General features: G+C 39.8%; 21 protein-coding genes and 1 other annotated feature. Of the genes, 4 read left to right on the forward strand and 17 right to left on the reverse strand.

Annotated elements, in window-relative coordinates:
- Window position 1: 1 nt before the first annotated feature.
- Window positions 2–1,108 (reverse strand): pyruvate dehydrogenase (acetyl-transferring) E1 component subunit alpha, encoded by a 1,107-nt coding sequence (gene pdhA, locus PRK60_RS05535; RefSeq protein WP_178695394.1) that lies wholly within the window; start codon window positions 1,106–1,108, stop codon window positions 2–4.
- A 315-nt stretch (window positions 1,109–1,423) separates the two neighbouring features.
- On the opposite strand from pdhA, the gene def reads away from it, so the two are divergent.
- Entirely contained in the window at window positions 1,424–1,987 is a 564-nt protein-coding gene (gene def / locus PRK60_RS05540; RefSeq protein ID WP_216972238.1) for a peptide deformylase, read from the forward strand.
- Window positions 1,988–2,164: 177 nt separating this feature from the next.
- On the opposite strand, the gene PRK60_RS05545 is transcribed toward def, so the two are convergent.
- Window positions 2,165–2,668 (reverse strand): hypothetical protein, encoded by a 504-nt coding sequence (locus PRK60_RS05545; RefSeq protein WP_102169051.1) that lies wholly within the window; start codon window positions 2,666–2,668, stop codon window positions 2,165–2,167.
- Between the two features lie 135 nt (window positions 2,669–2,803).
- Here PRK60_RS05545 and PRK60_RS05550 point away from each other — a divergent pair, with 135 nt between their 5' ends.
- Complete coding sequence (locus tag PRK60_RS05550; RefSeq protein ID WP_003716860.1) at window positions 2,804–3,016, forward strand: DNA-directed RNA polymerase subunit epsilon; 213 nt, start codon at window positions 2,804–2,806, stop codon at window positions 3,014–3,016.
- A 68-nt stretch (window positions 3,017–3,084) separates the two neighbouring features.
- Entirely contained in the window at window positions 3,085–4,023 is a 939-nt protein-coding gene (locus tag PRK60_RS05555) for a diacylglycerol/lipid kinase family protein (protein WP_102169050.1), read from the forward strand.
- A gap of 66 nt (window positions 4,024–4,089) precedes the next feature.
- Here the strand turns inward: PRK60_RS05555 and PRK60_RS05560 are convergent, their stop codons facing one another.
- The 3 genes from PRK60_RS05560 to PRK60_RS05570 form a co-directional block, all read right to left on the reverse strand.
- Window positions 4,090–4,728 (reverse strand): DUF421 domain-containing protein, encoded by a 639-nt coding sequence (locus PRK60_RS05560; RefSeq protein ID WP_178695388.1) that lies wholly within the window; start codon window positions 4,726–4,728, stop codon window positions 4,090–4,092.
- A gap of 11 nt (window positions 4,729–4,739) precedes the next feature.
- Window positions 4,740–5,183 carry a DUF3290 family protein gene (locus tag PRK60_RS05565; RefSeq protein WP_102169048.1) on the reverse strand — a complete coding sequence of 148 codons (444 nt, stop codon included), beginning with the start codon at window positions 5,181–5,183 and terminating at the stop codon, window positions 4,740–4,742.
- 95 nt (window positions 5,184–5,278) lie between these two features.
- Window positions 5,279–6,550, reverse strand: a complete 1,272-nt coding sequence (locus PRK60_RS05570) for a C40 family peptidase (RefSeq protein ID WP_273645749.1) — start codon at window positions 6,548–6,550, stop codon at window positions 5,279–5,281.
- Window positions 6,551–6,819: 269 nt separating this feature from the next.
- On the opposite strand from PRK60_RS05570, the gene PRK60_RS05575 reads away from it, so the two are divergent.
- Complete coding sequence (locus PRK60_RS05575) at window positions 6,820–7,245, forward strand: Spx/MgsR family RNA polymerase-binding regulatory protein (RefSeq protein ID WP_102169046.1); 426 nt, start codon at window positions 6,820–6,822, stop codon at window positions 7,243–7,245.
- A gap of 157 nt (window positions 7,246–7,402) precedes the next feature.
- Here PRK60_RS05575 and PRK60_RS05580 read toward each other — a convergent pair whose 3' ends face one another.
- From PRK60_RS05580 to ileS, 12 genes are all read right to left on the reverse strand, one after another.
- Window positions 7,403–8,374, reverse strand: coding sequence for a ribose-phosphate diphosphokinase (locus PRK60_RS05580; RefSeq protein ID WP_102169045.1), 972 nt, complete (start codon window positions 8,372–8,374; stop codon window positions 7,403–7,405).
- Between the two features lie 73 nt (window positions 8,375–8,447).
- Window positions 8,448–10,922 (reverse strand): SF1B family DNA helicase RecD2, encoded by a 2,475-nt coding sequence (gene recD2 / locus PRK60_RS05585; RefSeq protein ID WP_273645750.1) that lies wholly within the window; start codon window positions 10,920–10,922, stop codon window positions 8,448–8,450.
- A 24-nt stretch (window positions 10,923–10,946) separates the two neighbouring features.
- On the reverse strand, window positions 10,947–11,639 hold the full coding sequence (locus PRK60_RS05590) for a tetratricopeptide repeat protein (RefSeq protein ID WP_273645751.1): 693 nt from the start codon (window positions 11,637–11,639) through the stop codon (window positions 10,947–10,949).
- 15 nt (window positions 11,640–11,654) lie between these two features.
- Window positions 11,655–12,311, reverse strand: a complete 657-nt coding sequence (locus PRK60_RS05595) for a histidine phosphatase family protein (protein WP_191912604.1) — start codon at window positions 12,309–12,311, stop codon at window positions 11,655–11,657.
- Window positions 12,312–12,446: 135 nt separating this feature from the next.
- Window positions 12,447–13,580, reverse strand: coding sequence for a tRNA 2-thiouridine(34) synthase MnmA (gene mnmA, locus PRK60_RS05600; protein WP_102169041.1), 1,134 nt, complete (start codon window positions 13,578–13,580; stop codon window positions 12,447–12,449).
- A gap of 107 nt (window positions 13,581–13,687) precedes the next feature.
- Window positions 13,688–14,035, reverse strand: coding sequence for a DUF1831 domain-containing protein (locus PRK60_RS05605; protein WP_102169040.1), 348 nt, complete (start codon window positions 14,033–14,035; stop codon window positions 13,688–13,690).
- Window positions 14,035–15,201 (reverse strand): cysteine desulfurase family protein, encoded by a 1,167-nt coding sequence (locus tag PRK60_RS05610; RefSeq protein ID WP_273645752.1) that lies wholly within the window; start codon window positions 15,199–15,201, stop codon window positions 14,035–14,037. The genes PRK60_RS05605 and PRK60_RS05610 overlap by 1 nt, the downstream gene beginning before the upstream one ends.
- A 15-nt stretch (window positions 15,202–15,216) precedes the next feature.
- Window positions 15,217–15,912 (reverse strand): 5'-methylthioadenosine/adenosylhomocysteine nucleosidase, encoded by a 696-nt coding sequence (locus tag PRK60_RS05615; protein ID WP_178695380.1) that lies wholly within the window; start codon window positions 15,910–15,912, stop codon window positions 15,217–15,219.
- An 11-nt stretch (window positions 15,913–15,923) separates the two neighbouring features.
- Window positions 15,924–16,175, reverse strand: coding sequence for a hypothetical protein (locus PRK60_RS05620; RefSeq protein ID WP_102169037.1), 252 nt, complete (start codon window positions 16,173–16,175; stop codon window positions 15,924–15,926).
- On the reverse strand, window positions 16,168–16,719 hold the full coding sequence (locus PRK60_RS05625; protein WP_102169036.1) for an NUDIX hydrolase: 552 nt from the start codon (window positions 16,717–16,719) through the stop codon (window positions 16,168–16,170). Before PRK60_RS05625 ends, PRK60_RS05620 begins: the two co-directional genes overlap by 8 nt.
- 1 nt (window position 16,720) lies before the next feature.
- Complete coding sequence (locus tag PRK60_RS05630) at window positions 16,721–16,936, reverse strand: cold-shock protein (protein WP_102169035.1); 216 nt, start codon at window positions 16,934–16,936, stop codon at window positions 16,721–16,723.
- A gap of 89 nt (window positions 16,937–17,025) precedes the next feature.
- Window positions 17,026–19,821 (reverse strand): isoleucine--tRNA ligase, encoded by a 2,796-nt coding sequence (ileS, locus tag PRK60_RS05635; protein ID WP_102169034.1) that lies wholly within the window; start codon window positions 19,819–19,821, stop codon window positions 17,026–17,028.
- A 54-nt stretch (window positions 19,822–19,875) separates the two neighbouring features.
- Window positions 19,876–20,096, reverse strand: a binding site (T-box leader).
- Window positions 20,097–20,361: the final 265 nt, after the last annotated feature.

Genomic DNA, 20,361 nt, shown 5'->3' on the forward strand with positions numbered 1-20,361 from the left:
ATTACTTCGACTCCTTTGCTTCGTACTTCTTAATTTGTTCTTTGATATCTGGGGTTGGAACTTCGAAGGTCCGCTTAAGCATGTCTGTAACCTTTTCTGGTTCTACAGAGTCAGCTTCCTTCATAGCCTTCTTGAAGTCTTCCTTGCATTCATCAGCATACTTGTTTTCTTCGTCTTCAGACCAGAGGCCCTTCTTAGTCAAGTACTTACGAAGCCGAATCAATGGATCCTTGTCGAACCATGGCTTTTCTTCTTCCTTAGTACGGTAACGACTAGGATCGTCACCAGCGGAACTGTGAGCACCAAACCGGTATGTTAAGGTTTCGATTAATACTGGACCATTGCCGGCAGCAGCAAATTCACGAGCTTCCTTAGCAACTTCATAACATGCCAAGATATCCATTCCGTCAACTTGAACACCTGGAATACCAGCTGCAACACCCTTTTGAGCAATGGTTTGAGCATAAGTTTGAAGCTTCCGTGGGTATGAAATTGCCCAGCCGTTGTTTTGAATAATAAATACGGCAGGAGCTTGGAATGCACCAGCAAAGTTCATCCCTTCGTAGGTGTCACCTTGTGATGAACCACCTTCACCGGTATAAGCATAAGCAACGGCATCCTTTTCACCGTTCTTCTTAATACCAAGAGCACCACCGGCCATTTCAACCATTTGGGCACCAATGATAATTTGTGGACGTAATGCACGAGCGTCAAACATGTTACCTTTGAGGTGACCCTTTGACCAAAGGTACATTTGAGCAACAGTTGCACCGTGTTGAATTAATTGAGGTAAGTCACGATATGCAGGGAATAAGAAGTCATTCTTCTTAAATGCAGCCGCGGTCCCCATTTCTGAGGCCTCTTCACCCCAAGTTGGGGCGTAAAATCCTAAACGACCTTGCTTTGAGAAACTCATGGTTTGTTCGTGAAGTGCACGTTCCCAAACCATCTTCTTCATTAAGTCAACTAACAGATCATCACTGAAGTTAGCCATTAAATCCTTGTTAACGACATTCCCATCATTATCGAGAATTTGAACAGGCTTTGCATATGGAGCGCCTTCTTCAGCTTTAATCTTTGCAAAGTCAACAGCTTTGGTATTGGCCATTATAAAACATCCCTTTCCAAATCCAATTAACATCATCGTAAGCGATTACTTACCTTACTTACATTATTTAGTATACCTCTCTTTCAACATAATACAAGCGCTTTCATAGACTTATTTTGATCAATTTGACTAATATTTTCTTAAATTGTATACGTTTTCAACAAAATCGATTGTTTATTCTTTATTTTTTTACTTTTCTTTGTTTTTACCGTTATTTTTATTCGATTTCAGTTTGTGATAAACTACTATTTGTTTGAACAATCAATTTTAAACGATTAATAATGTAGATTAATTTTTATTTGGAGGATGATCATTGTGTATTTAATGAAAGATATTGTTCGCGATGGTGACCCTGTCTTACGGAAGCGTGCTGCAAAAGTAACATTTCCACTTTCAGCAGAAGATCAAGAATTTGCCGAGCGTGCGATGGAATATCTTGAAGTAAGTCAGGATCCAGAACTATGTAAAAAATATAAACTCCGTGCTGGTGTCGGCCTAGCAGCGCCACAAGTTGGTATTTCAAAGCAAATGGCTGCTGTCTTGGTCCCATCCCTAGACGAAGATGACAATCAGCCTTCATTCAAAGATGTTATCATTAATCCGGTAATCGTCAGTGAATCTGTACAATACGGAGCACTCACTGAAGGCGAAGGTTGCCTTTCTGTTGACAAGGATGTTCCCGGATATGTTCCTCGGCATGACCGTATCACTTTACGCTATCAAGATGTTAAGGGTGAGACTCATCAAGTTCGGTTGAAAAATTACCCAGCAATCGTTTGCCAACATGAAATTGATCATCTTCATGGTGTTCTTTTCTATGATCATATTAATAATGATGATCCATTTAAGGCCCCTGATGATACAATCATGATTAGCTAATCTTACTTCCACAATAAAATGGGGTTGTGGCATAAGTTATATTACCTAGATAAAAATACAAACGACGCAGTACACAAATGGGCTTCAGTGCTCGGAAAATCCGAACACTGAAGCCCTATTTGTGCTTGCGGGGGTTCGAAAACAAACTAGCGAGCTAGTTCTGTCTCACTCCCACTTTCAATTATAATAATCCCTATTTTTTATTTTTTGATCATGCTGATCCAACCGGCGAAGATCCGCAATATATTCTCGCGTAGCCTCATTTAAGACATAAGCAACGTCAATATGCAGAACATTCTCATACGTCCACCAATCGGTTACTTTAAAGACTGTTGAACTTTTTTCAAAAGATTGAATCTGGTTTTGCTTAGCATAGTCAGTTAGTTTTTTTTCAAGATCCTCCCTACTAAACTGATCGTCTGTAAGATAATATTGCGCCGGAGTAAAGTGAAACTCAAACGCTAAAACGCCTTTTCCCCAAACGTCTGCAACGATTTCGGAAGATAATGAAAAAGAGTGCCCGGTTAGCTGAGTAAGACAATGATTTACTGCCTGATCGGTTACTGATTGGGCCTGATTTTTTAACATTAGCGTTGCACGGTTAATCAATAGACGATGAACGACAACGTAAATAAAAATAACAACAATAACCGCTAAGAGAACTAGCCAAAAGAACGACATAGGCTCATCCCATTTCTTAATTATATTTAACTTAATCATACCATTTTACAATTTTAAGTAACACAGTTGATTAGATGTGCTAAAATAATTTAAGTAACTAAAGTTTAAATAACATAATAAGGAGCATTTTACAGTATGACTTTTAAGGTATACTACCAACCCGATGCAACTAAACGGCCGGTTCGTGAAAATACTCAATCATTGTATATTGAAGCTGATTCAGAGGCTCAAGCATTATTATTGGTTGAAGAAAATACTGACTACAACATTGAATTTGTTGAACAATTAGACGATAAAGCTTTGGAATACGAAAAGCAAAATCCAAACTTTAAGATTACTAAGTTCTAATTGCTAATTAAGACAGTCGGGAAGAAAATCTCTCGACTGTCTTTTACTTAATCCCAGGAGGCCAAATCATGCATTATGAGATAATCCTAAATCCAACTGCAGGAAATGGAAAAGCAAAAAAGACTTGGAACATTCTCCAGCCAGTTATTGAAGGACAGTTAGATTATTCCCTCCACCAAACTGATTATGCTAATCATGAAGCTTTCTTTGCCAAGCGAATTGCTAAAGCCCACCCTCACAATTCAGATACTGTTGTAATTGTGATCGGTGGCGATGGAACCCTTCACAACGTCCTAAATGGATTAGTAAAAGCTGGTTCCACCCTTCCATTATCATACATTCCTGCGGGAACCGGCAATGACTTTGCTCGGGGCTACGGGATTTCGCTGAATCCAGAAAAAGCCCTCCAGCAAATAGTTTCTACAACAAAAGCACACACCATTACAATTGGTCATTACACCGAGTCAATTAAGAATGAGGAAGGTTATTTTCTCAACAATATTGGGATTGGCTTTGACGCTGCAATTGTTAGTCGAACCAACTCATCAAAGGCCAAAAAGAGCCTCAATAAGTTGCGGCTAGGGAACTTTTCCTACCTTAGCAAGGCATTCGGTGTTATTTATGATCAACAGCCGTTCCAACTAACTCTTCAGGAACAAGGGCACCACTATATTTTCGCTAATGCTTTTATTGTAGTTGCAACAAATCATCCATACATTGGTGGTGGCTTTCAAATTGATCGTTCAGCCAATGTTAATGATGATGCAATCAGTATGGTCATTGCTGAACGAAAGAATTGGCTGCTTACCCTTTGGGAGGTTATTCAGTTTGGTCGCGGTAAATTAGCGGAATCACGCTTTGCCCATCATTTTCATGCTAAGACTCTCCATTATTCCACAACTTCATTAGAATTTGGTCAAATTGATGGAGAAAACATGGGAAACCGATTTTATGATTTGAATGTTGATACTAGTCATTATCAATTTTGGCAGGAACCGCTTAATTAAAGCCGATAATCGAAAATGGACCGAGAATTTGATGTTTCTCAGTCCATTTTATTATTTGTTAGTAAATTAATTATCTTTAGGATAGCCAACCAAGTGTAGTTTACCGTGAACATATTCACCAAGATAAATATCATTAATACTCTTAAAACCGGCTTTTTTTACCTGTTCAGCAATCCATTTCTCATCATGATGAATTAATTCAAGAACATCCAGATTAATTTGACCATCATTAATTAAGGGGAAACGAATATTCTCATCACTATTTTCAATTACTACCAATTGACCGTTCTGCTCCAAAATACCACTTTTAACTTTAGCAATTTCATAGATTCCATGACTTCGTAAGCGGAACATTAACTCATTGGCAGTCATTCCTGCTCGCATACAATTATCTACCAGCAACCGACCGTCTTTAATTAAGAGTCGGGGACGACCGTCAATAATATTTTGAATTGTCGCGTTATGCTCCTTAGCATACTTAACGATAAACACAATCAATGTCCAGATTAATAGAACCATTACAAACTGTAACACGGTAATATCTTGGTTATAAATGATCCCACCAATAATTCCCCCAAGAACATAATTTTGTACTTGGTCGATTGCGGATGTCGGTGCTAAATTTCCCTTCCCCAAAATATTAATCTGGAAAATAAGACAAATCATTCCCAAAACAAATTTAATCGTAATTAATCCGTAATCCATAACTATCCTCCCTATTTTTGAATAATTACCCGATGATCAACAACGTGTGCACGAGTAAGCGTATAGTTATCGCCACTTGGGCTTAAATTGACCCGATAATCCTTTTTATCAAACCGAACAATAATTCCATCAGTTAGGGTTGTCGAATTAACAACAACTTTATTTGGATTAATACCGTGATCCTTAGCAACCGCACGAATAAAAGGACGCATTTGCAATGATTGTGACTGTTGAGAGTATGTCTTTTCCAAATTAGTAACTTGCAATCCCGCAAAAATTAATAAAAGAAGAAAGAAGATAATTCCTAAATCTCGATAACGAGTTTGCAATTGATGGCGAAAATAACGAAAGGAGTTAATCAAAACTAATAATATTAATACCAGGATTACAGCATAGTTTACTAAGCTATTAAATTGCTGTTGATGCATGAAGTAGCTCTCTGTATAAAAAGTCATCTATTCCGCCTCGCTATTAATAAATCACAAAAACAAGCTAAGATTAGTTCAAAATGGGATAATCTTAGCTTGTTTTATTTTATCATCCTTAATGTTTACTTAACTGTACCAGCAAAACTTGGTGCAAAGTATGAACTTAAGTTATATACGGCAACGTTTGTTCCAGGCTTAGCCGCAGCAGCGTATTGGTTGTTCCCCATGTAAATACCAACATGGTATGAGCTTCCTTGGTTTCCCCAGAAGAGAAGGTCTCCTGATTGAGCCTGATTAACCGGCTTGGTATTAACGTAGCTTTCCATAGCAACGGTGTTGTGTGGCAATTGCTTTCCTTCAGCATTTGCGTATACATATTGAACAAATCCTGAGCAATCCATCCCACTTAACGAATTACCGCCCCACTGGTATGGAACACTGTTAGAACTAGCGATCTTACTTGCTAAACTAACAACAGAGCCAGATTGCAAGTTAGCATTGTTTTGACTTGCTGCTTGTTGACTAGTTGCTTGCTGAGCAACTTGGCTTTGTTGGGCTTGTGATTGTTGTGCTGGTTGAGATGCAGCTGAAGTAGTAGTAACCTGCTGACTCTGTGCCACAGTTTGGTCAGTTGCAGCTACCCGTGAAGCCGTGCTATAAGCTACTGCTTGAGTACTGTTAGCAGAAACGGGTTGTTGACTACTTACCTGTTGACCAGCTGCTACAGTAACTGCAGAGCTTTGTTGACTAGGAGCAGCAGAATTATAAGCAGCTGCATTGACTGTACTTGTGTATGCTGAACCAGTCATTTGTGATGATTGACCTTGTTGATTAACTGCTTGTTGGACTGTGTTCCCCATTGCTTGTGGTTGGGCAGCCTCACTAACAACTCCTTGAACAACTTGCGGTTGAGACTGTTGAACATTTCCTGTAACGGTAAATGATTGTGGTTGAGCAACTGGGGCAGTACTTGATTGTGAGACTGCTGAATTAACGTTTTCGCCGTTAATTGATAATTGTTGACCAACATAAATCAAGTCTGGATTCTGAATATGATTCCAGGCAACAAGATCATTAAGACTAACGTTAAATTGAACAGCTAGTTCACTTAAAGTATCGCCGCTCTTAACCACATAGATACCATTCTTAGTAGCTGAAGCCGACTTAGAAGAAGCTGATGATGATTGAATTGGTGCTAATGATAACTGGCCGCTATTACGAACCGCATTAGCAGAAGAACTCATTGATGCTGGTTGTTCAGCATGATTAGAACTCTTCGCCTTTGCTTCAACAGCATTATTAGCTTGGGTAGTCAGTGCAAAAACACTTAATGCTCCCAGCGTTCCAGCAACTAATCTTGTTGATGAACTATACTTACGTACTTTCTTTACCATACAGAAACATCCTCTCCAAATAAACGAAAAAATAATTGCTAATTACTTAGTTGATAAACTCAAATCTTCTTTACCATATCATTTTTTTAGAAATTCTTGTACTAATTTTAACATTTTTAAAGATTTTATTTCTTAATCAAGTAAAGATGGGATGAAGAAAGTTACAAAAAGGTTATTTTGCTTAAATTTTATTAAAGACAAGTCAGGATTAAGACTGTTAATTTCATTTCATTGATAAAATAAAATTAGTTATAGGAGGAAGTGATCGCATGATTTGTATATATTACCACACTAACGATCCTTCAAAACGGAAGGCAGTTAAGTGGCTCACCGCTCACCAACTAACGGTTCATGAACGGAACATCGAAAAACAGCCATTAACTAAGGCAGAAATTCTTGCTCTGCTAAGCAAATCGATTAACGGGACTGCCGACTTAATTTCTACCCGTTCTCGAGACACTAAAGCACTTCAGTTAAATTCTGAAACCATAACAATTAACCAGCTAGTAAAAGCAATTCAAAAGAGCCCTCACGTTTTGAAAAATCCAATTATCTGTGATGAAAGCAAGTTAGTAACTGGCTTCGATCAAGAAAAAATAGGAATTTTTATTTCACAACAAGAACGGAAAGACGAATTGGCAGATTTATTACTAAAGCAGGATATCCAAACAAGTCATTTTGCATTCCCGATCTAAAGCTGGTGGCTTTACTATGCAATTATAATTATTATCTTAACGAAAAACGCCAGACTAAGTTAAAGTAATTGTTAGTCCCGGCGTTATCTTTATTACGTTCAAAAAACAGGAAACTATTAGGAAGAGTGGTAATTCTTAATAGTCTCCTGTTTTTTATTTAATGTTCAAACAACTCATGAATTGATTGGTGATTGTGAACCCGAATGATTGCCTCTTTTAATAAGTCCGCCACGGAAAGCCGGTGAAGCTTATTAAATTCCTTTTCAGTAGGTAATTCAATTGTATCGGTTACCCACATTTCTTCAAGTGGCGAGTCTTCCAGTACTTGAGGAGCATCGCCAGATAAAACTGCGTGAGTTGCAACCCCGTAAATCTTTTTAGCACCAAATTTTTGAAGTGCTTTAGCGGATAAGCTCATTCGTATACCAGTATCAACAATATCATCAACGATAATGGCAACCTTATCCTTAACGTCTCCAATAACGTATTCTGGAACTTCTTGACTACTCCGTTCACGAACCTCATCATTCCGGTTATCAACAATTGCAATTGGTGCTTTAATTTTTTCTGCAAAGCGACGAGCCAAACTAACCCCTGCGTGATCAGGTGAAACCACAACGATATCGTTATCAAGATCACGTTTTTCTACGTACTTAGCAAATAATTGTGTAGCTTGCAGGTGATCAACTGGAATATCAAAGAAACCTTGAACCTGAGCAGCATGAAGGTCGATCGTAATTAAGCGATCAATCTTATCCATCTCTAGTAAATTAGCAATTAATTTAGCGGTAATTGGTTCCCGACTGCGTGCCTTACGATCTTGACGTGCATACCCGTAATATGGCATTACAACATTAATCTTGGCGGCACTTGCTCGACGTAAAGCATCAACCATAATCAGTAATTCCATTAAATTGGTATTAACTGGATCAGAAACCGATTGGATTACATAGGTTTCACAGCCACGGACACTTTCGTCAATCGTTACCTTAATTTCCCCATCCGCAAAGTGACTAACGGAAGCTTTACTAAGAGGAAGACCAATTTTGTCAGCAACGCTCTTAGCAAGGGGTTCATTAGAATTCAAGGCAAATAAGCGAACATCTTTCGCATCTTTTATTTCAGTCATTGTTATTCTCCTCAAGATAAAATCAACAATACACTGTTATTATCGCAAGTTTTCTTATCTGGTGCAAGCTGAACTATTTTTTAAATTCAGCTGGTCGAATTCCTTCCATCCCGATCATTGGATCAATTTTTCCTGACTTAACCAGTGCAGGAGTTAGGATCGTTTGCTTAGTTTGACCTAATTGATCATCAGAGACGTCTTGAACGCTAGCATACTTCTCGCTACTATCTGATTCAAACTGACTTTCGGTTCCCTGATCAAGCGGTGATTCCAATTTACCATGATGTTTCCAAGTATCCGTTAATCTCTTTACCAGACTAGTTTGTCGGTTAACAGATTGACTATTAATTGCCGTAACGAAGGCATACGTCTCCCCAATCATTATTAGCTTATCAGCCGCTCGAGTAACAGCCGTGTAAAGGAGATTTCGCTGTAACATCCTACCAAATTCATGAACTAAGGGTAAAATTACCATCTTAAATTGACTACCTTGAGATTTATGGATTGAAATACTATACGCCAACCGAATTTGCGACCACTCTAATCGACCATAATTAACTTCATTTCCATCAAAGTCAATTGTCATTGTGGCATTCTTTTTTCCCTTATTACTACCGTTTTCAATTGCAGTAATTCGGCCAATATCACCGTTAAAAACGTTATTCTCTGGACTATTAACCAGTTGAAGAACCTTATCACCAACTCGGAAAGCCTGTCCCCGAAATTCAATCTCCTGCTTATTAGCAGCCGCTGGATTATAAACGGCTTGGGATAGCTCATTTAATCGATCAACCCCCGCTGCACCCCGATACATCGGTGCCAGGATTTGGAGATCATTAGCATCATAACCGCGCTTTTGACTCATCTCAATTATTTGTTTCACAACCCCTGGCACTTGCCGTGAGTGACATGCAATAAATGAACGATCCGCCATTTTTACCGTTAGATCACTTGGAATTTTTCCTTCACGAATATCATGGGCAAGGGGGATAATTGTTGAGTCTGCTGCCTGACGGTGAATTTTTTTTAATTCAATCCGTGGTAGGTCAGCAAATTCTAGCAAATCATGAAAAACCTGTCCAGGACCGACTGAAGGTAACTGATCCTTATCACCAACAAAGATAACGTGCATTGATGTCGGGATCGACTGAACCAGAACTTTAAACAGCAATGTATCAACCATTGACATTTCGTCCACAATCAATAATGAGCCTTCAAGATCCTTAGCGTTTAATTCTGTTGGCATTTCACGACCATTTAAGCCTAGTAAGCGATGAATCGTGCTTGCTGGTAAATCAGTTGCCTCACTCATCCGCTTGGCAGCCCGACCAGTTGGCGCAGCAAGTAAAATGGGGAATGCTTTTTCCTTATACTGGTTTGGATCAAGAGCAATTTCATGCAGTTCAGCAAATGCTTCAACAACACCCTTAATAATTGTTGTTTTCCCGGTTCCTGGTCCCCCAGTAAGGAGCATTACCTTAGAAGTTAATGCCGTCTTAATCGCTTCTATCTGGATTTCATCATATTTGATCCCGGTTTTGACTGGAAGTTTTTCCAGAATGGTCGTAATTTGCTTCTCATTTTTTGATTCATCCTGATTTTGACAAAGCCGGTGTAAATTTTCAACAATTTGCCATTCAGCCTTATACAAACTTGCCGGATAGATTCGTTTATCTTCATACTGAATGGTACCGTTTTTTTCCATTTCAACAATCTGCTGGGTAACTTTGGCAGTTGGAATTGGTTGACCATTAGCATCTGAAAGCAAACGCATACTTTCCTGAAGCAACGGCTTAGCGCTGGTATAAGTATCACCACTCATCATTGTTAAATCATCAATTGACTGGATAATTGACGCTGAGATCCGTCGCTGATCGTCTGCGGGAATTCCCATTTTAATGGCTACCTGATCTGCCCGCTTAAAACTAATTCCGTCAATATCTTGAACAAGCTGATATGGATTTTCACTAATAATATGAAGAGTTTCATCACCATAACGATCAAAAATCGCACTGCTAAGATTACTGCCAAATCCAAGGTCATTTAACCCAATGATAATTTGGTCCATTCCTTGATTAGCGTTCAGGTTCTCAACAAGACTAGTTCGAACTGCTTCACGTAATTTTAAGCCATCAAGGATATGCGGGTCAGCAGTGATCTTGTCAATTGCGTGAATTCCCAATTGCTCAACAATCTTTTCAGCAGTCTTTTTTCCCACTCCAGGGAACTGCTTACCAGCGAGAAAATTAATAATTCCCTCTTTACTGGTTGGCTGATTAGCATGATATGAGCTTGCCTGGAATTGACGGCCATATTTAGGGTGATCAATTAATTTACCTTCAAAGCGATATGTTTGATCATCGCGGAGATCACCGAAACTCCCCGTAACCGTTATTTCACTTTCGTTCCAATCAAAATTAGCGTCTTCTACCGACACTAATAAAACCTTATAAAAGGAATCAGGACTATCAAAAATGTCCGATTGTACTTGGCCAATAAAAAAGGATGGCTCTTCTGGCGCCTCAAATAGGTTAATTTCTTCTGCCATGAAAGTCATCCTTCCTTAAACTTATTATTTATCATTTTGCGACTTCTGGGTTGCTTGTAATGTCTTTTCAATTTCAGCAATCCGCTTTTCACTCTTTGTGTAGTAATCTAAGTCAATCTGCCGTGCCTGATTCAAATAATCCTTATACGGTTCTCCAAGGACCATTGCTACTAATCCACGGTTAAACTGTGTATCTGCTCGACCAGGGTGATGCTTCAAAATTGCGTCATAATATGATGCGGCCTGGTTAAATTCACCCAAGGCAAGGAGGGCATCCCCCAGAGCTTGATCTATTTCTGGATCTTCCGGTCGTAATTCATGGGCTGTTAAGCCATAAGCAACTGCCTGCTTATACTGCTTTTTCTTACTGTAGCTTTGGGCAAGCATTAGGTAAGAATCTGCCTTCAGTTTCTTATCATCAATCTTGTTGTAGAGCTTAATGGCTTGATCAACCTTACCAACCTCATAATACAAGTTTCCAAGCCCATAATTTAATAGGTTTTGCGCTTCCTGATCACCCTTAGCTTCAAAAATTCCTAAAGCCTTCATAAATAATTCTTCGGCTTGAGCATAATCCTGAAGGCGAGTTAACAATGAACCCAAATCATAGTAGTTGTTAGCTTTATCAGGATATTCATCAATCGCGGTAATCAACTTATGCACCAAACGTTCTGTTTGTTTCTTTTGTTCTTCACGATTAGTTTGTTGTTCAGTCATTTAAATCCACTCTCCTCAGATGGTATCAGTCGGATCAACATTAGCCTTATGCAAATATGAAGTGTCATTCCACTTTTCTAATTCAAAATGTTCAGCATCATCAGTAGTCAGGATGGTAGTAGAAGTATTACTAAGACCACCACGATCCTTCAAATGTGCCAGGGGGGTTCCCACAAGCGCATTAATACTAGCATTAAGGGCCGCCCCATGGGAAACAATTAAAATCGAGCCGTGGGGATCATTCCGACAAAACTCTTTAATGGCTGCCCCCATACGGTTAATCACTTGCGCAAAGCTTTCACTTTCTACGATAGAACTATCATATTTATCTGGATGATGGCGAAAATTTTTTAACACATCAGGCCACTTTTTAGCAACCGCATCGAAATGCATTCCCTCCATTTTTCCCAGATTAAATTCTTTTAACCGGCTATCAATTGTTAGAGGAACTGGCCGATTAAGATACTGTAGTAACGTCATTGCCGTTACCCGAGCACGCTTTAACGGACTAGCATAGACATGATTGATTGGAACATTCTTTAACGATTCCGCAAGCAATTCAATTTCCTTATAGCTTTGATCAAGTAACGGTGAATCCCCGTTAGCACCTTGATAACGAGATTCAAGATTCCATTGTGTTTTCCCGTGACGGATTAAGTAAACTTTAGTCATATTATTCGACCTTTTTCCTCTATTTTAACAAAAATTAATCGCCGTGTTTCAAACTTTTCTAAATATGTATAGGGAAGCATACCACCTATATACTAATAACGGCATCTTCCCTACTTTGCATTATTTTTTTATGTTTTAAACGTATTGGCAAAGGTGATCATGATTATATGCCCGGTCAATAATTGCACTCCCCAGACATTCTTCACCATCATAGAAGACAACTGCCTGTCCCGGAGTAATTGCCCGTGCCGGGTCATCAAAGGTTACGGTAACCATTTGTTCATCTTCAGAGATGTGAACCGTTACACCGACATCTTTTTGCCGATAACGGAATTTGGCAGTACAGTGAAAATCATGACCATACCGGCTTACCACATCATCAACCCAGTGAATATCACTAGCTTCAAGGTGAGTTGCATAGAGGTGCTCATTTTCATATCCTTGGCCAACGTAAAGGACGTTCTTCTTGATATCCTTACCAATGACGAACCAAGGAGCATTACTCTTCTTATTGCCACCAAGGCCAAGACCCCGACGCTGACCAATTGTGTAGTACATTAGTCCCATATGTTGGCCAACTACCTTACCATCAACTGTCTCCATATTTCCTGGTTGTGCTGGGATATATTGACTCAAGAATTCACGGAAATGACCATCTTCACCGATAAAACAGATCCCCACAGAATCTTTCTTTTTGGCTGTAGCAAGTCCAGCTTCTTCAGCAATTTGGCGAATTTCTGGCTTGGTATAATTTGCCAGTGGGAACAGCACCTTATCTAATTGCTGGTAGTCTAACTGACTTAAGAAGTAAGTTTGATCCTTGTTTTGATCCTTTGCCCGCATCAGATGCATCCGTCCGTCAGCATCACGCTTTAAATCAGCATAGTGTCCAGTCGCAACGTAATCAGCACCAAGCTGGTTAGCATAATCAATAAACGCCTTAAACTTAATTTCCTTATTACAGATAACATCCGGATTAGGCGTCCGCCCCTTCTTGTATTCAGCAATAAAGTACTTGAAGACGCGATCCCAATACTCCTTTTCAAAGTTAACTGAATAATAAGGAATGCCGATTTTAGTTGCTACCTTAGCAACATCTTTATAGTCTTCTGTTGCGGTACAAACCCCATTTTCATCGGTATCATCCCAATTCTTCATAAAGACACCAACGACGTCATATCCCTGACGCTTTAATAGGAGGGCGGTAACTGAAGAATCAACCCCGCCACTCATTCCAACAACCACCCGTGTATGGCTCTTGTCAGACATTATTTAATCACCATCATTTCAAATAGATTCTGGAACAATCTACGATAGAAGGTCGCATGTTACCAGTGTGAACTATTGTATCAAAACTTGCTAACTACTGCATTAATTTACCCTTTTGTTACTAAAAAAACATCCCGTTTAAGCATTTCTTTTAAAATAAAATGATACTGCTCAACAAATTCCTTAGCACGAGGGTGGGTAAAGATATTAATTTTCCGCATTCCGTTTCCGGTAACTGTTTCCATTTTAAACCCAGATAAATCAGCAGAAATCAGGATCCGAAGCTTAGCAACTGGCTTAAATGGATTGTCAGTATCAACACTGCCAACATATTCAAAATTTCCCCGTTTGGTTTCCTCAAACCCTAAATCAATCAGGGTGTATCGTTTAATGTCGGGACTAAGTGAATACTTGTCCGCATCGCCTTGAAGTTGAACTGTTTTTACAAACTGCATTAATCTTCAACTCCTTTAATATCTTTTAGCTTATTAACAATTTCGATAATTGTATCCACTAGGCCATTAACTTCTTCTTCCGTGTTTAATGCCCCAAAACTAATCCGAATTGATTCACTAATTCGTGGACTATTCTCTCCAAACATCGCTGTCAAAACATGAGAAGGCTCAATACTTCCAGCAGTACATGCAGAACCACCCGAAACGGCATAACCAGCAAGATCAAGATCAGTTTGCATTACATAGGTAGAAATTCCTTTAAACCATAAATTAAGAACATGGTTAAGCGCATGAGGATCTAGTTGCCCATTGACCGCAAAGTCAACTCCAGCATCCGTTAACCGCTTAACGATTAACTGCTTAAAGTGATAATAACGTTCCTGACGCTTTTGCTTTTCCTCAGGGGTATCAATGGAAACTGCCTTAGCAAATGCCGCAATGGCTGGCACATTCTCAGTCCCCGCGCGACGCTTTGTTTCCTGGTCACCACCGCGAACAAAGCTCGGGAAACTAATCCCGTCGCGACGATATAGAAAACCAACCATTTTTGGACCATTCAGCTTATGGGCCGAAGTTGACATGAGGTCAATGTGATCAGCTTCAACATCAATTGGCAAAAGACCATAAGCTTGAACAGCGTCCGTATGGAACCATGCTTGGTGATCCTTTAAGATTTCACCAATTTCATGAATCGGCATCCGACTCCCGACCTCATTATTTCCCATCATGATTGACACAAGAATCGTATCATCACGTAAGGCTGCCTTGAAATCTGCTAATGAAATATTACCATTCTCATCAACTGGCAGGTAGGTAACATCAAACCCTAATGATTCCAAATAATGCAATGGCTTCAAAATTGCTTCGTGCTCAATCGCGGTGGTAATGATATGCTTGCCAAGGTTTTGCCGCGTTAATGCCGTCTGAATGATTGCGGTATTATCGCTTTCTGTTCCCCCACTAGTAAAGACAATTTCTTCATCCTTAGCGTTAATACTTTGAGCGATTATATGACGACTATTTTCAAGGACTAGTTTAGAGTGACGACCGTAAGAATATCCCGTTGAAGCATTCCCCCAGGTATTCTCCGTTTGCTTTATCAGCTCATCAATCACCGGCTTGGTCATTGGTGTTGTCGCAGCATTATCAAAATATACTTCACTCACTCTTCATGTGCCTCCCTATTTATTCAAATCCGCAAAGAGTTGTAATAACATCTTGGCGGAACGCTTACCAGCATCGATAATAAACTCATCAAAGCTAACCCCGGCATCTTCGTCTCCAGTATCAGACATTGCTCGAACAACGACATACGGAACATCATGGTCAGTTGCAACCTGTCCAACAGCCGCCCCTTCCATTTCACTTGATAATGCATCAGGGAAGTAATGAAGGATCTCTTGAATTGCATCTTTACTAGCAATAAATTGATCACCGGAAACGATTAGTCCGCGTTTAACATTCAAACCAGTCTGTTCACCAGCCTTTTCAATGGCTTGTCCCCACTTTGCGGATGCTTTAAAACGAGGTTCTTTTCCTGGTAATTGACCATAAACATAGTCAAATGCCCGTGCATCAACGTCATGGTAGGCAGTTTCACTTGAAATGACAACATCGCCAACATGAAGTCCTTGACCAATTCCACCCGCAGAACCAGAGTTAATCACTACATCAACTCCAAAGTCTGTAATCAAGTGTTCTGTTGTAATCCCAGCTTCAACCTTACCAATGCCGGATTCAACTAAAATAACATTCTGGTTATCAATTTGTCCAGAATAATACTTTTTACCACCGATTTCCTTTACATGTTCATCATTTAATGCCGCTGTTAATTCCTTAATTTCTTCCGGCATTGCGCAAATAATTCCAAACTTCATTTTCTTCATCCTTACTTTACAAAAAATAAAATTAAATAAACGATTATAATAGCGACTACTAAACTAATAATGGCAATATTTAACCGTTTTCGTAGCCGTTGCATCTTCTGCTCACTGATTAGCTGTTCCTGCTCAATTTTCTGATCAGCACGAGAACGAGAAAGCTGTTGCTCCTCTTCACCATCATTAGAACCGGTCGTTTGTTGCTGACGATATTGTTGACGCGTCAGCCGCTCATTATTATTTTGCGGATCCTTATCCATGATTATTCATCCCTCGCCAATAATAAATTGCCATAATCGTCTTGGCGTCTTCAATTTGTCCTTCATCAATCATTTTTAATGCTTCATCAAGGGTTACCTTTTCTAACACCAGTTGCTCATCCCGATCTTGAGGCAGTTCATTTTCCACCGGTGTTAGATCCGTCGCTAAGTATAGTGTCATGAATTCATCCATAACCCCGATTGATGTATAGAATGATGAAATTTTCTTGATTGTTCCTGCTTTAAGACGGGTTTCCTCATTCAATTCACGTTTAGCAGCATGAAGAGCATCACGACTATCACGTGAATCAACCTTTCCTGCAGGAATTTCTAAGGTCGTATTGTGGATTGGCGAGCGCCATTGCTTTTCCAAAATTATTTTGTGATCAGCAGTTAATGCCAGGATCGCCACTGCTGGAGCATGGTGGACAATTTCTCGTTGAGCTTTCAACCCCTTGGGAGTTTCAACCTCCTCAACAGCAACCTTAATCAACTTACCGTTAAAAACACTCTTCTCACTTAATGTTTTCTCTTCAAAATTCATTTTAATAGCCTCGCTTACTGAGCCGTTGAACATGTGCCGCTTGTGGTCCGCGTTTTCCTTGAACAATAACTAACGCAACCCGTTCTCCTGGAGTTAAAATTCTTAAGCCGTGGCCTTCAATTCCCGTATAATGGACGAAAACCTCACCTTCATGGGGAACATTGATAAATCCCCAACCCTTTTCACGATCAAAGCTTTTGACTGTGCCTTGTAACATTAATTTCACCTACAATAAAAAATACCAAGCAACATAAACGTCACTTGGTATTTTACAACGCTAACTAGGTATTTGTCATTGATGGACGACTATTTTTCTAGGCCTTCATCAACTGTTTCCGGGAAGCTTTCCCGAACTACCTTAGCACAACGAGCACAGAGAGTTGGGTAAGCTGGATCTGACCCGACATCCTCCTTAACCATCCGGCATCGTTGACAAGTTTCTCCTGGAGCAACACTTACCTTAACCGCAACGCCATCATTATATTGATCAGCATCATCAGCAGCTTCATCAAGAGAATGAAGGTTAAGCTTTGAAACTCCCAATAATAATTGAACATCCGTATCAAGGCTCTCTAATAGTTCCTTATTGTGCTCATTTACATAAAGATCAACTTGCGCTTCTAATGACTTACCAATCATCTTAGCGTTCCGTGCCTCTTCAAGACTCTTCAAAACGTGTGAACGAACTCCCATAAATTCAGACCACTTATCTAATAGTCCTTCTTCACCATCAAAGTGGCGTGCTTCCGGAATTTCAGTTAATTGTACGAATTCTTCCGGTTCGTTCATGTAGCTCCAAACTTCTTCAGTTGTGTGAGGCAAGATTGGAGTAAGCAACTTAACCATTGTTAACAAGATGTCATAGAAGACGGTTTGCATTGAACGTCGAGTTTGTGAATTTTCAGGTTCAATGTAGAGAACATCCTTTGCCACATTCATGTAGAAAGCTGACAAATCATTGTTAACAAAGTTAATTAATAACCGATAAGCATCAAGGAAGTCGTAGTTGTCAAAATCAGCTCGCATATTTTCAAGGAAATGATTAAGCTTAACGAGCATGTACTGATCTACGGAATTCAAATATTCGTAGGAAACGGTATTTTCATTTGCATCGAAATCACTAGTATTAGCAAGCAAGAACCGAAAAGTATTCCGTAACTTCCGGTATGCTTCTGAAATCTGTTGGAAAGTTCCCATTGAAACCCGCACATCAGCGGAGGTATCAGCACTCATTACCCAGAGACGAATAATTTCGGCACCCATTTGTTGGACAACCTTATTTGGATCGATAACGTTTCCTTGTGACTTACTCATCTTGTTACCACGCTTATCAAGGGTAAATCCTTGGGAAACAATTTCCTTATATGGGGCGTGACCAGAACAAACAACACTAGTAATCAAACTAGAATTGAACCATCCACGGTACTGATCGGATCCTTCAAGGTAAAGGTCAGCTGGATAAGTCAAGTAATCCCGTTCAGCAAGAACCCCTTGATGGGAAGAACCAGAGTCAAACCAAACATCCATAATATCGGTTTCCTTAGTAAACTTACCATGAGGTGAATGTTCGTTAGTGTATCCTTCTGGGAGAAGATCCTTTGCGTCACGTTCAAACCAAACGTTAGAGCCATATTTTCTAAAGAGATCTGCAACATGATTGATCGTTTCTTCTTCCATGATTGGTGTACCATCTTCAGCGTAGAAGATTGGCAGTGGTACACCCCAAACACGTTGCCGTGAAATTACCCAGTCACCACGATCCTTAATCATATTGCGAAGACGAACTTTCCCCCATTCTGGGTGGTACTTAACATCTTCTAAAGCGTCCAGGATATTTTGACGCATCTTTTCAATGGATACAAACCACTGATCCGTTGCCCGGAAAATGATTGGCTTCTTTGTTCGCCAGTCGAATGGATAACTGTGTTTTAATGGTTCTTCAAGAAGAAGGGCATTATTATCTTCAAGTTTTTGCAGTGAGATATCATCAGCCTTTTGGTAGAAGACACCATCAAAGTCGTCACCATTTTCTTTGGTCAGGACACCCTGATCATTGATTGGGGCGAAAATTGGCAAGTCGTATTTTTTACCAAAGTTGTAGTCATCATCACCATATCCGGGAGCGGTGTGAACAAGTCCAGTACCTGCATCAGCAGTAACGTAATCAGCAATTCCAACCAAAAGCTCACGGTCAAGGTATGGGTGCTGAGTAGTTAATCCTTCTAGATCCTTACCAGCGACATGTTTAACTACTTGGTAATCTTCCCAACCAAGTTTCTCTGCTAAGCCTTCCAAAAGCTCTGTTGCAACAACAAACTTCCGATCATCATTAGCTGGCTTAACAACTGAGTAGTCAAACTTGGCATTTACCGCTACCGCTTCAGATGCTGGAACTGTCCATGGAGTAGTAGTCCAAACAACTAGGTAGGTGTTACTATCAAGAACGCCCTTGCCTTCTTTAACTTGTTCAGCAAAGAAAGCTGTCTTAGCAGTGACATCGTGGTATTCAACTTCAGCTTCTGCCAATGCTGATTCGGATGACCATGACCAGTAAACTGGCTTCTTAGCTTGGTACAAGAGACCCTTCTTAGCAAATTCACCAAAGACACGAATTTGTGCAGCTTCAAATTCTTTATCCAAAGTTAGGTACGGGTGATTCCAGTCACCGCTAACTCCCAACCGTTTGAAGTCTTTGCGTTGTTTATCAACCTGTTCCAAAGCGTACTTCCGACAAAGGTCACGAAATTCTGTTAAGCTCATCTTCTTCCGGTCATAACCAGCCTTCGTCAATTGGTGTTCAATTGGCAACCCATGAGTATCCCAACCAGGAACGTATGGTGAGCGGAAGCCACTCATTGACTTGTAACGAACGATAAAGTCCTTAGAAATCTTATTCATGGCGTGACCAATGTGAATATTACCATTGGCATATGGAGGACCATCGTGAAGAACAAACGTTGGCTTTCCCTCATTTAATTTTTGTCGTAATTCATATACTTTATTTTCTTCCCAAACACTTTCACGTTGTGCTTCAGTGACTGGTAATTTCCCTCGCATTGGGAACTTGGTCTTCCCCAAGTTTAATGTGTCTTTAACTCGCATATGCAATTCTCCTTCCTCAATTAACAATTAATAACTAAAAAAACTCCATCCCATCACTGGGACGAAGTTTTCCGTGGTACCACCCGTTTTCAGGATATTTAGTTAATCTAATATCCCCTCAACCATTGTTTAACGGTAATGAACCGACCTGATTTAAATATATTCAATCAAGTACTCAGGACCGATCAAGTAAAACAATACTAAATATTAGCCTCACACCATTTGCTAACTCGCTGAATCATTCTTGTCTTACTAATGTCCTTCGACGTTTTCGTTACTAATTATTACAATTTAATTTAAACAACTAGTTATTATCTGGGAAAACAACGACAGTGTCACCCTCATCTTCACTATTACTTGATTCAGTAGACGAGGACGCAACAGAGTCATTGGTTGTCGTTGATTGTGCTTCGCTCTCATCACTTTGCGCTACTGTTGAAGTATCGGCAAATGCTGAAGCAAAGTCGGTAGGTGAATTAAAGGAAATTGTTTCTGCAGAACTAGCAGGAGCACTTTCACTTTCTTCTGATTTAACAACAA

Source organism: Limosilactobacillus portuensis, assembly GCF_028607025.1.
Taxonomy (GTDB): Bacteria; Bacillota; Bacilli; order Lactobacillales; family Lactobacillaceae; genus Limosilactobacillus; species Limosilactobacillus portuensis.

Excerpts from the sequence above, each read along its gene's own strand:
- pdhA (WP_178695394.1), bottom strand. The coding sequence starts at position 1,108 with ATGGCCAATACCAAAGCTGTTGACTTTGCAAAGATTAAAGCTGAAGAA.
- PRK60_RS05545 (WP_102169051.1), bottom strand. The coding sequence starts at position 2,668 with ATGTCGTTCTTTTGGCTAGTTCTCTTAGCGGTTATTGTTGTTATTTTT.
- PRK60_RS05550 (WP_003716860.1), top strand. The coding sequence starts at position 2,804 with ATGACTTTTAAGGTATACTACCAACCCGATGCAACTAAACGGCCGGTT.
- PRK60_RS05555 (WP_102169050.1), top strand. The coding sequence starts at position 3,085 with ATGCATTATGAGATAATCCTAAATCCAACTGCAGGAAATGGAAAAGCA.
- PRK60_RS05560 (WP_178695388.1), bottom strand. The coding sequence starts at position 4,728 with ATGGATTACGGATTAATTACGATTAAATTTGTTTTGGGAATGATTTGT.
- PRK60_RS05565 (WP_102169048.1), bottom strand. The coding sequence starts at position 5,183 with ATGACTTTTTATACAGAGAGCTACTTCATGCATCAACAGCAATTTAAT.
- PRK60_RS05570 (WP_273645749.1), bottom strand. The coding sequence starts at position 6,550 with ATGGTAAAGAAAGTACGTAAGTATAGTTCATCAACAAGATTAGTTGCT.
- PRK60_RS05575 (WP_102169046.1), top strand. The coding sequence starts at position 6,820 with ATGATTTGTATATATTACCACACTAACGATCCTTCAAAACGGAAGGCA.
- PRK60_RS05580 (WP_102169045.1), bottom strand. The coding sequence starts at position 8,374 with ATGACTGAAATAAAAGATGCGAAAGATGTTCGCTTATTTGCCTTGAAT.
- recD2 (WP_273645750.1), bottom strand. The coding sequence starts at position 10,922 with ATGGCAGAAGAAATTAACCTATTTGAGGCGCCAGAAGAGCCATCCTTT.
- PRK60_RS05590 (WP_273645751.1), bottom strand. The coding sequence starts at position 11,639 with ATGACTGAACAACAAACTAATCGTGAAGAACAAAAGAAACAAACAGAA.
- PRK60_RS05595 (WP_191912604.1), bottom strand. The coding sequence starts at position 12,311 with ATGACTAAAGTTTACTTAATCCGTCACGGGAAAACACAATGGAATCTT.
- mnmA (WP_102169041.1), bottom strand. The coding sequence starts at position 13,580 with ATGTCTGACAAGAGCCATACACGGGTGGTTGTTGGAATGAGTGGCGGG.
- PRK60_RS05605 (WP_102169040.1), bottom strand. The coding sequence starts at position 14,035 with ATGCAGTTTGTAAAAACAGTTCAACTTCAAGGCGATGCGGACAAGTAT.
- PRK60_RS05615 (WP_178695380.1), bottom strand. The coding sequence starts at position 15,912 with ATGAAGTTTGGAATTATTTGCGCAATGCCGGAAGAAATTAAGGAATTA.
- PRK60_RS05620 (WP_102169037.1), bottom strand. The coding sequence starts at position 16,175 with ATGGATAAGGATCCGCAAAATAATAATGAGCGGCTGACGCGTCAACAA.
- PRK60_RS05625 (WP_102169036.1), bottom strand. The coding sequence starts at position 16,719 with ATGAATTTTGAAGAGAAAACATTAAGTGAGAAGAGTGTTTTTAACGGT.
- PRK60_RS05630 (WP_102169035.1), bottom strand. The coding sequence starts at position 16,936 with ATGTTACAAGGCACAGTCAAAAGCTTTGATCGTGAAAAGGGTTGGGGA.
- ileS (WP_102169034.1), bottom strand. The coding sequence starts at position 19,821 with ATGCGAGTTAAAGACACATTAAACTTGGGGAAGACCAAGTTCCCAATG.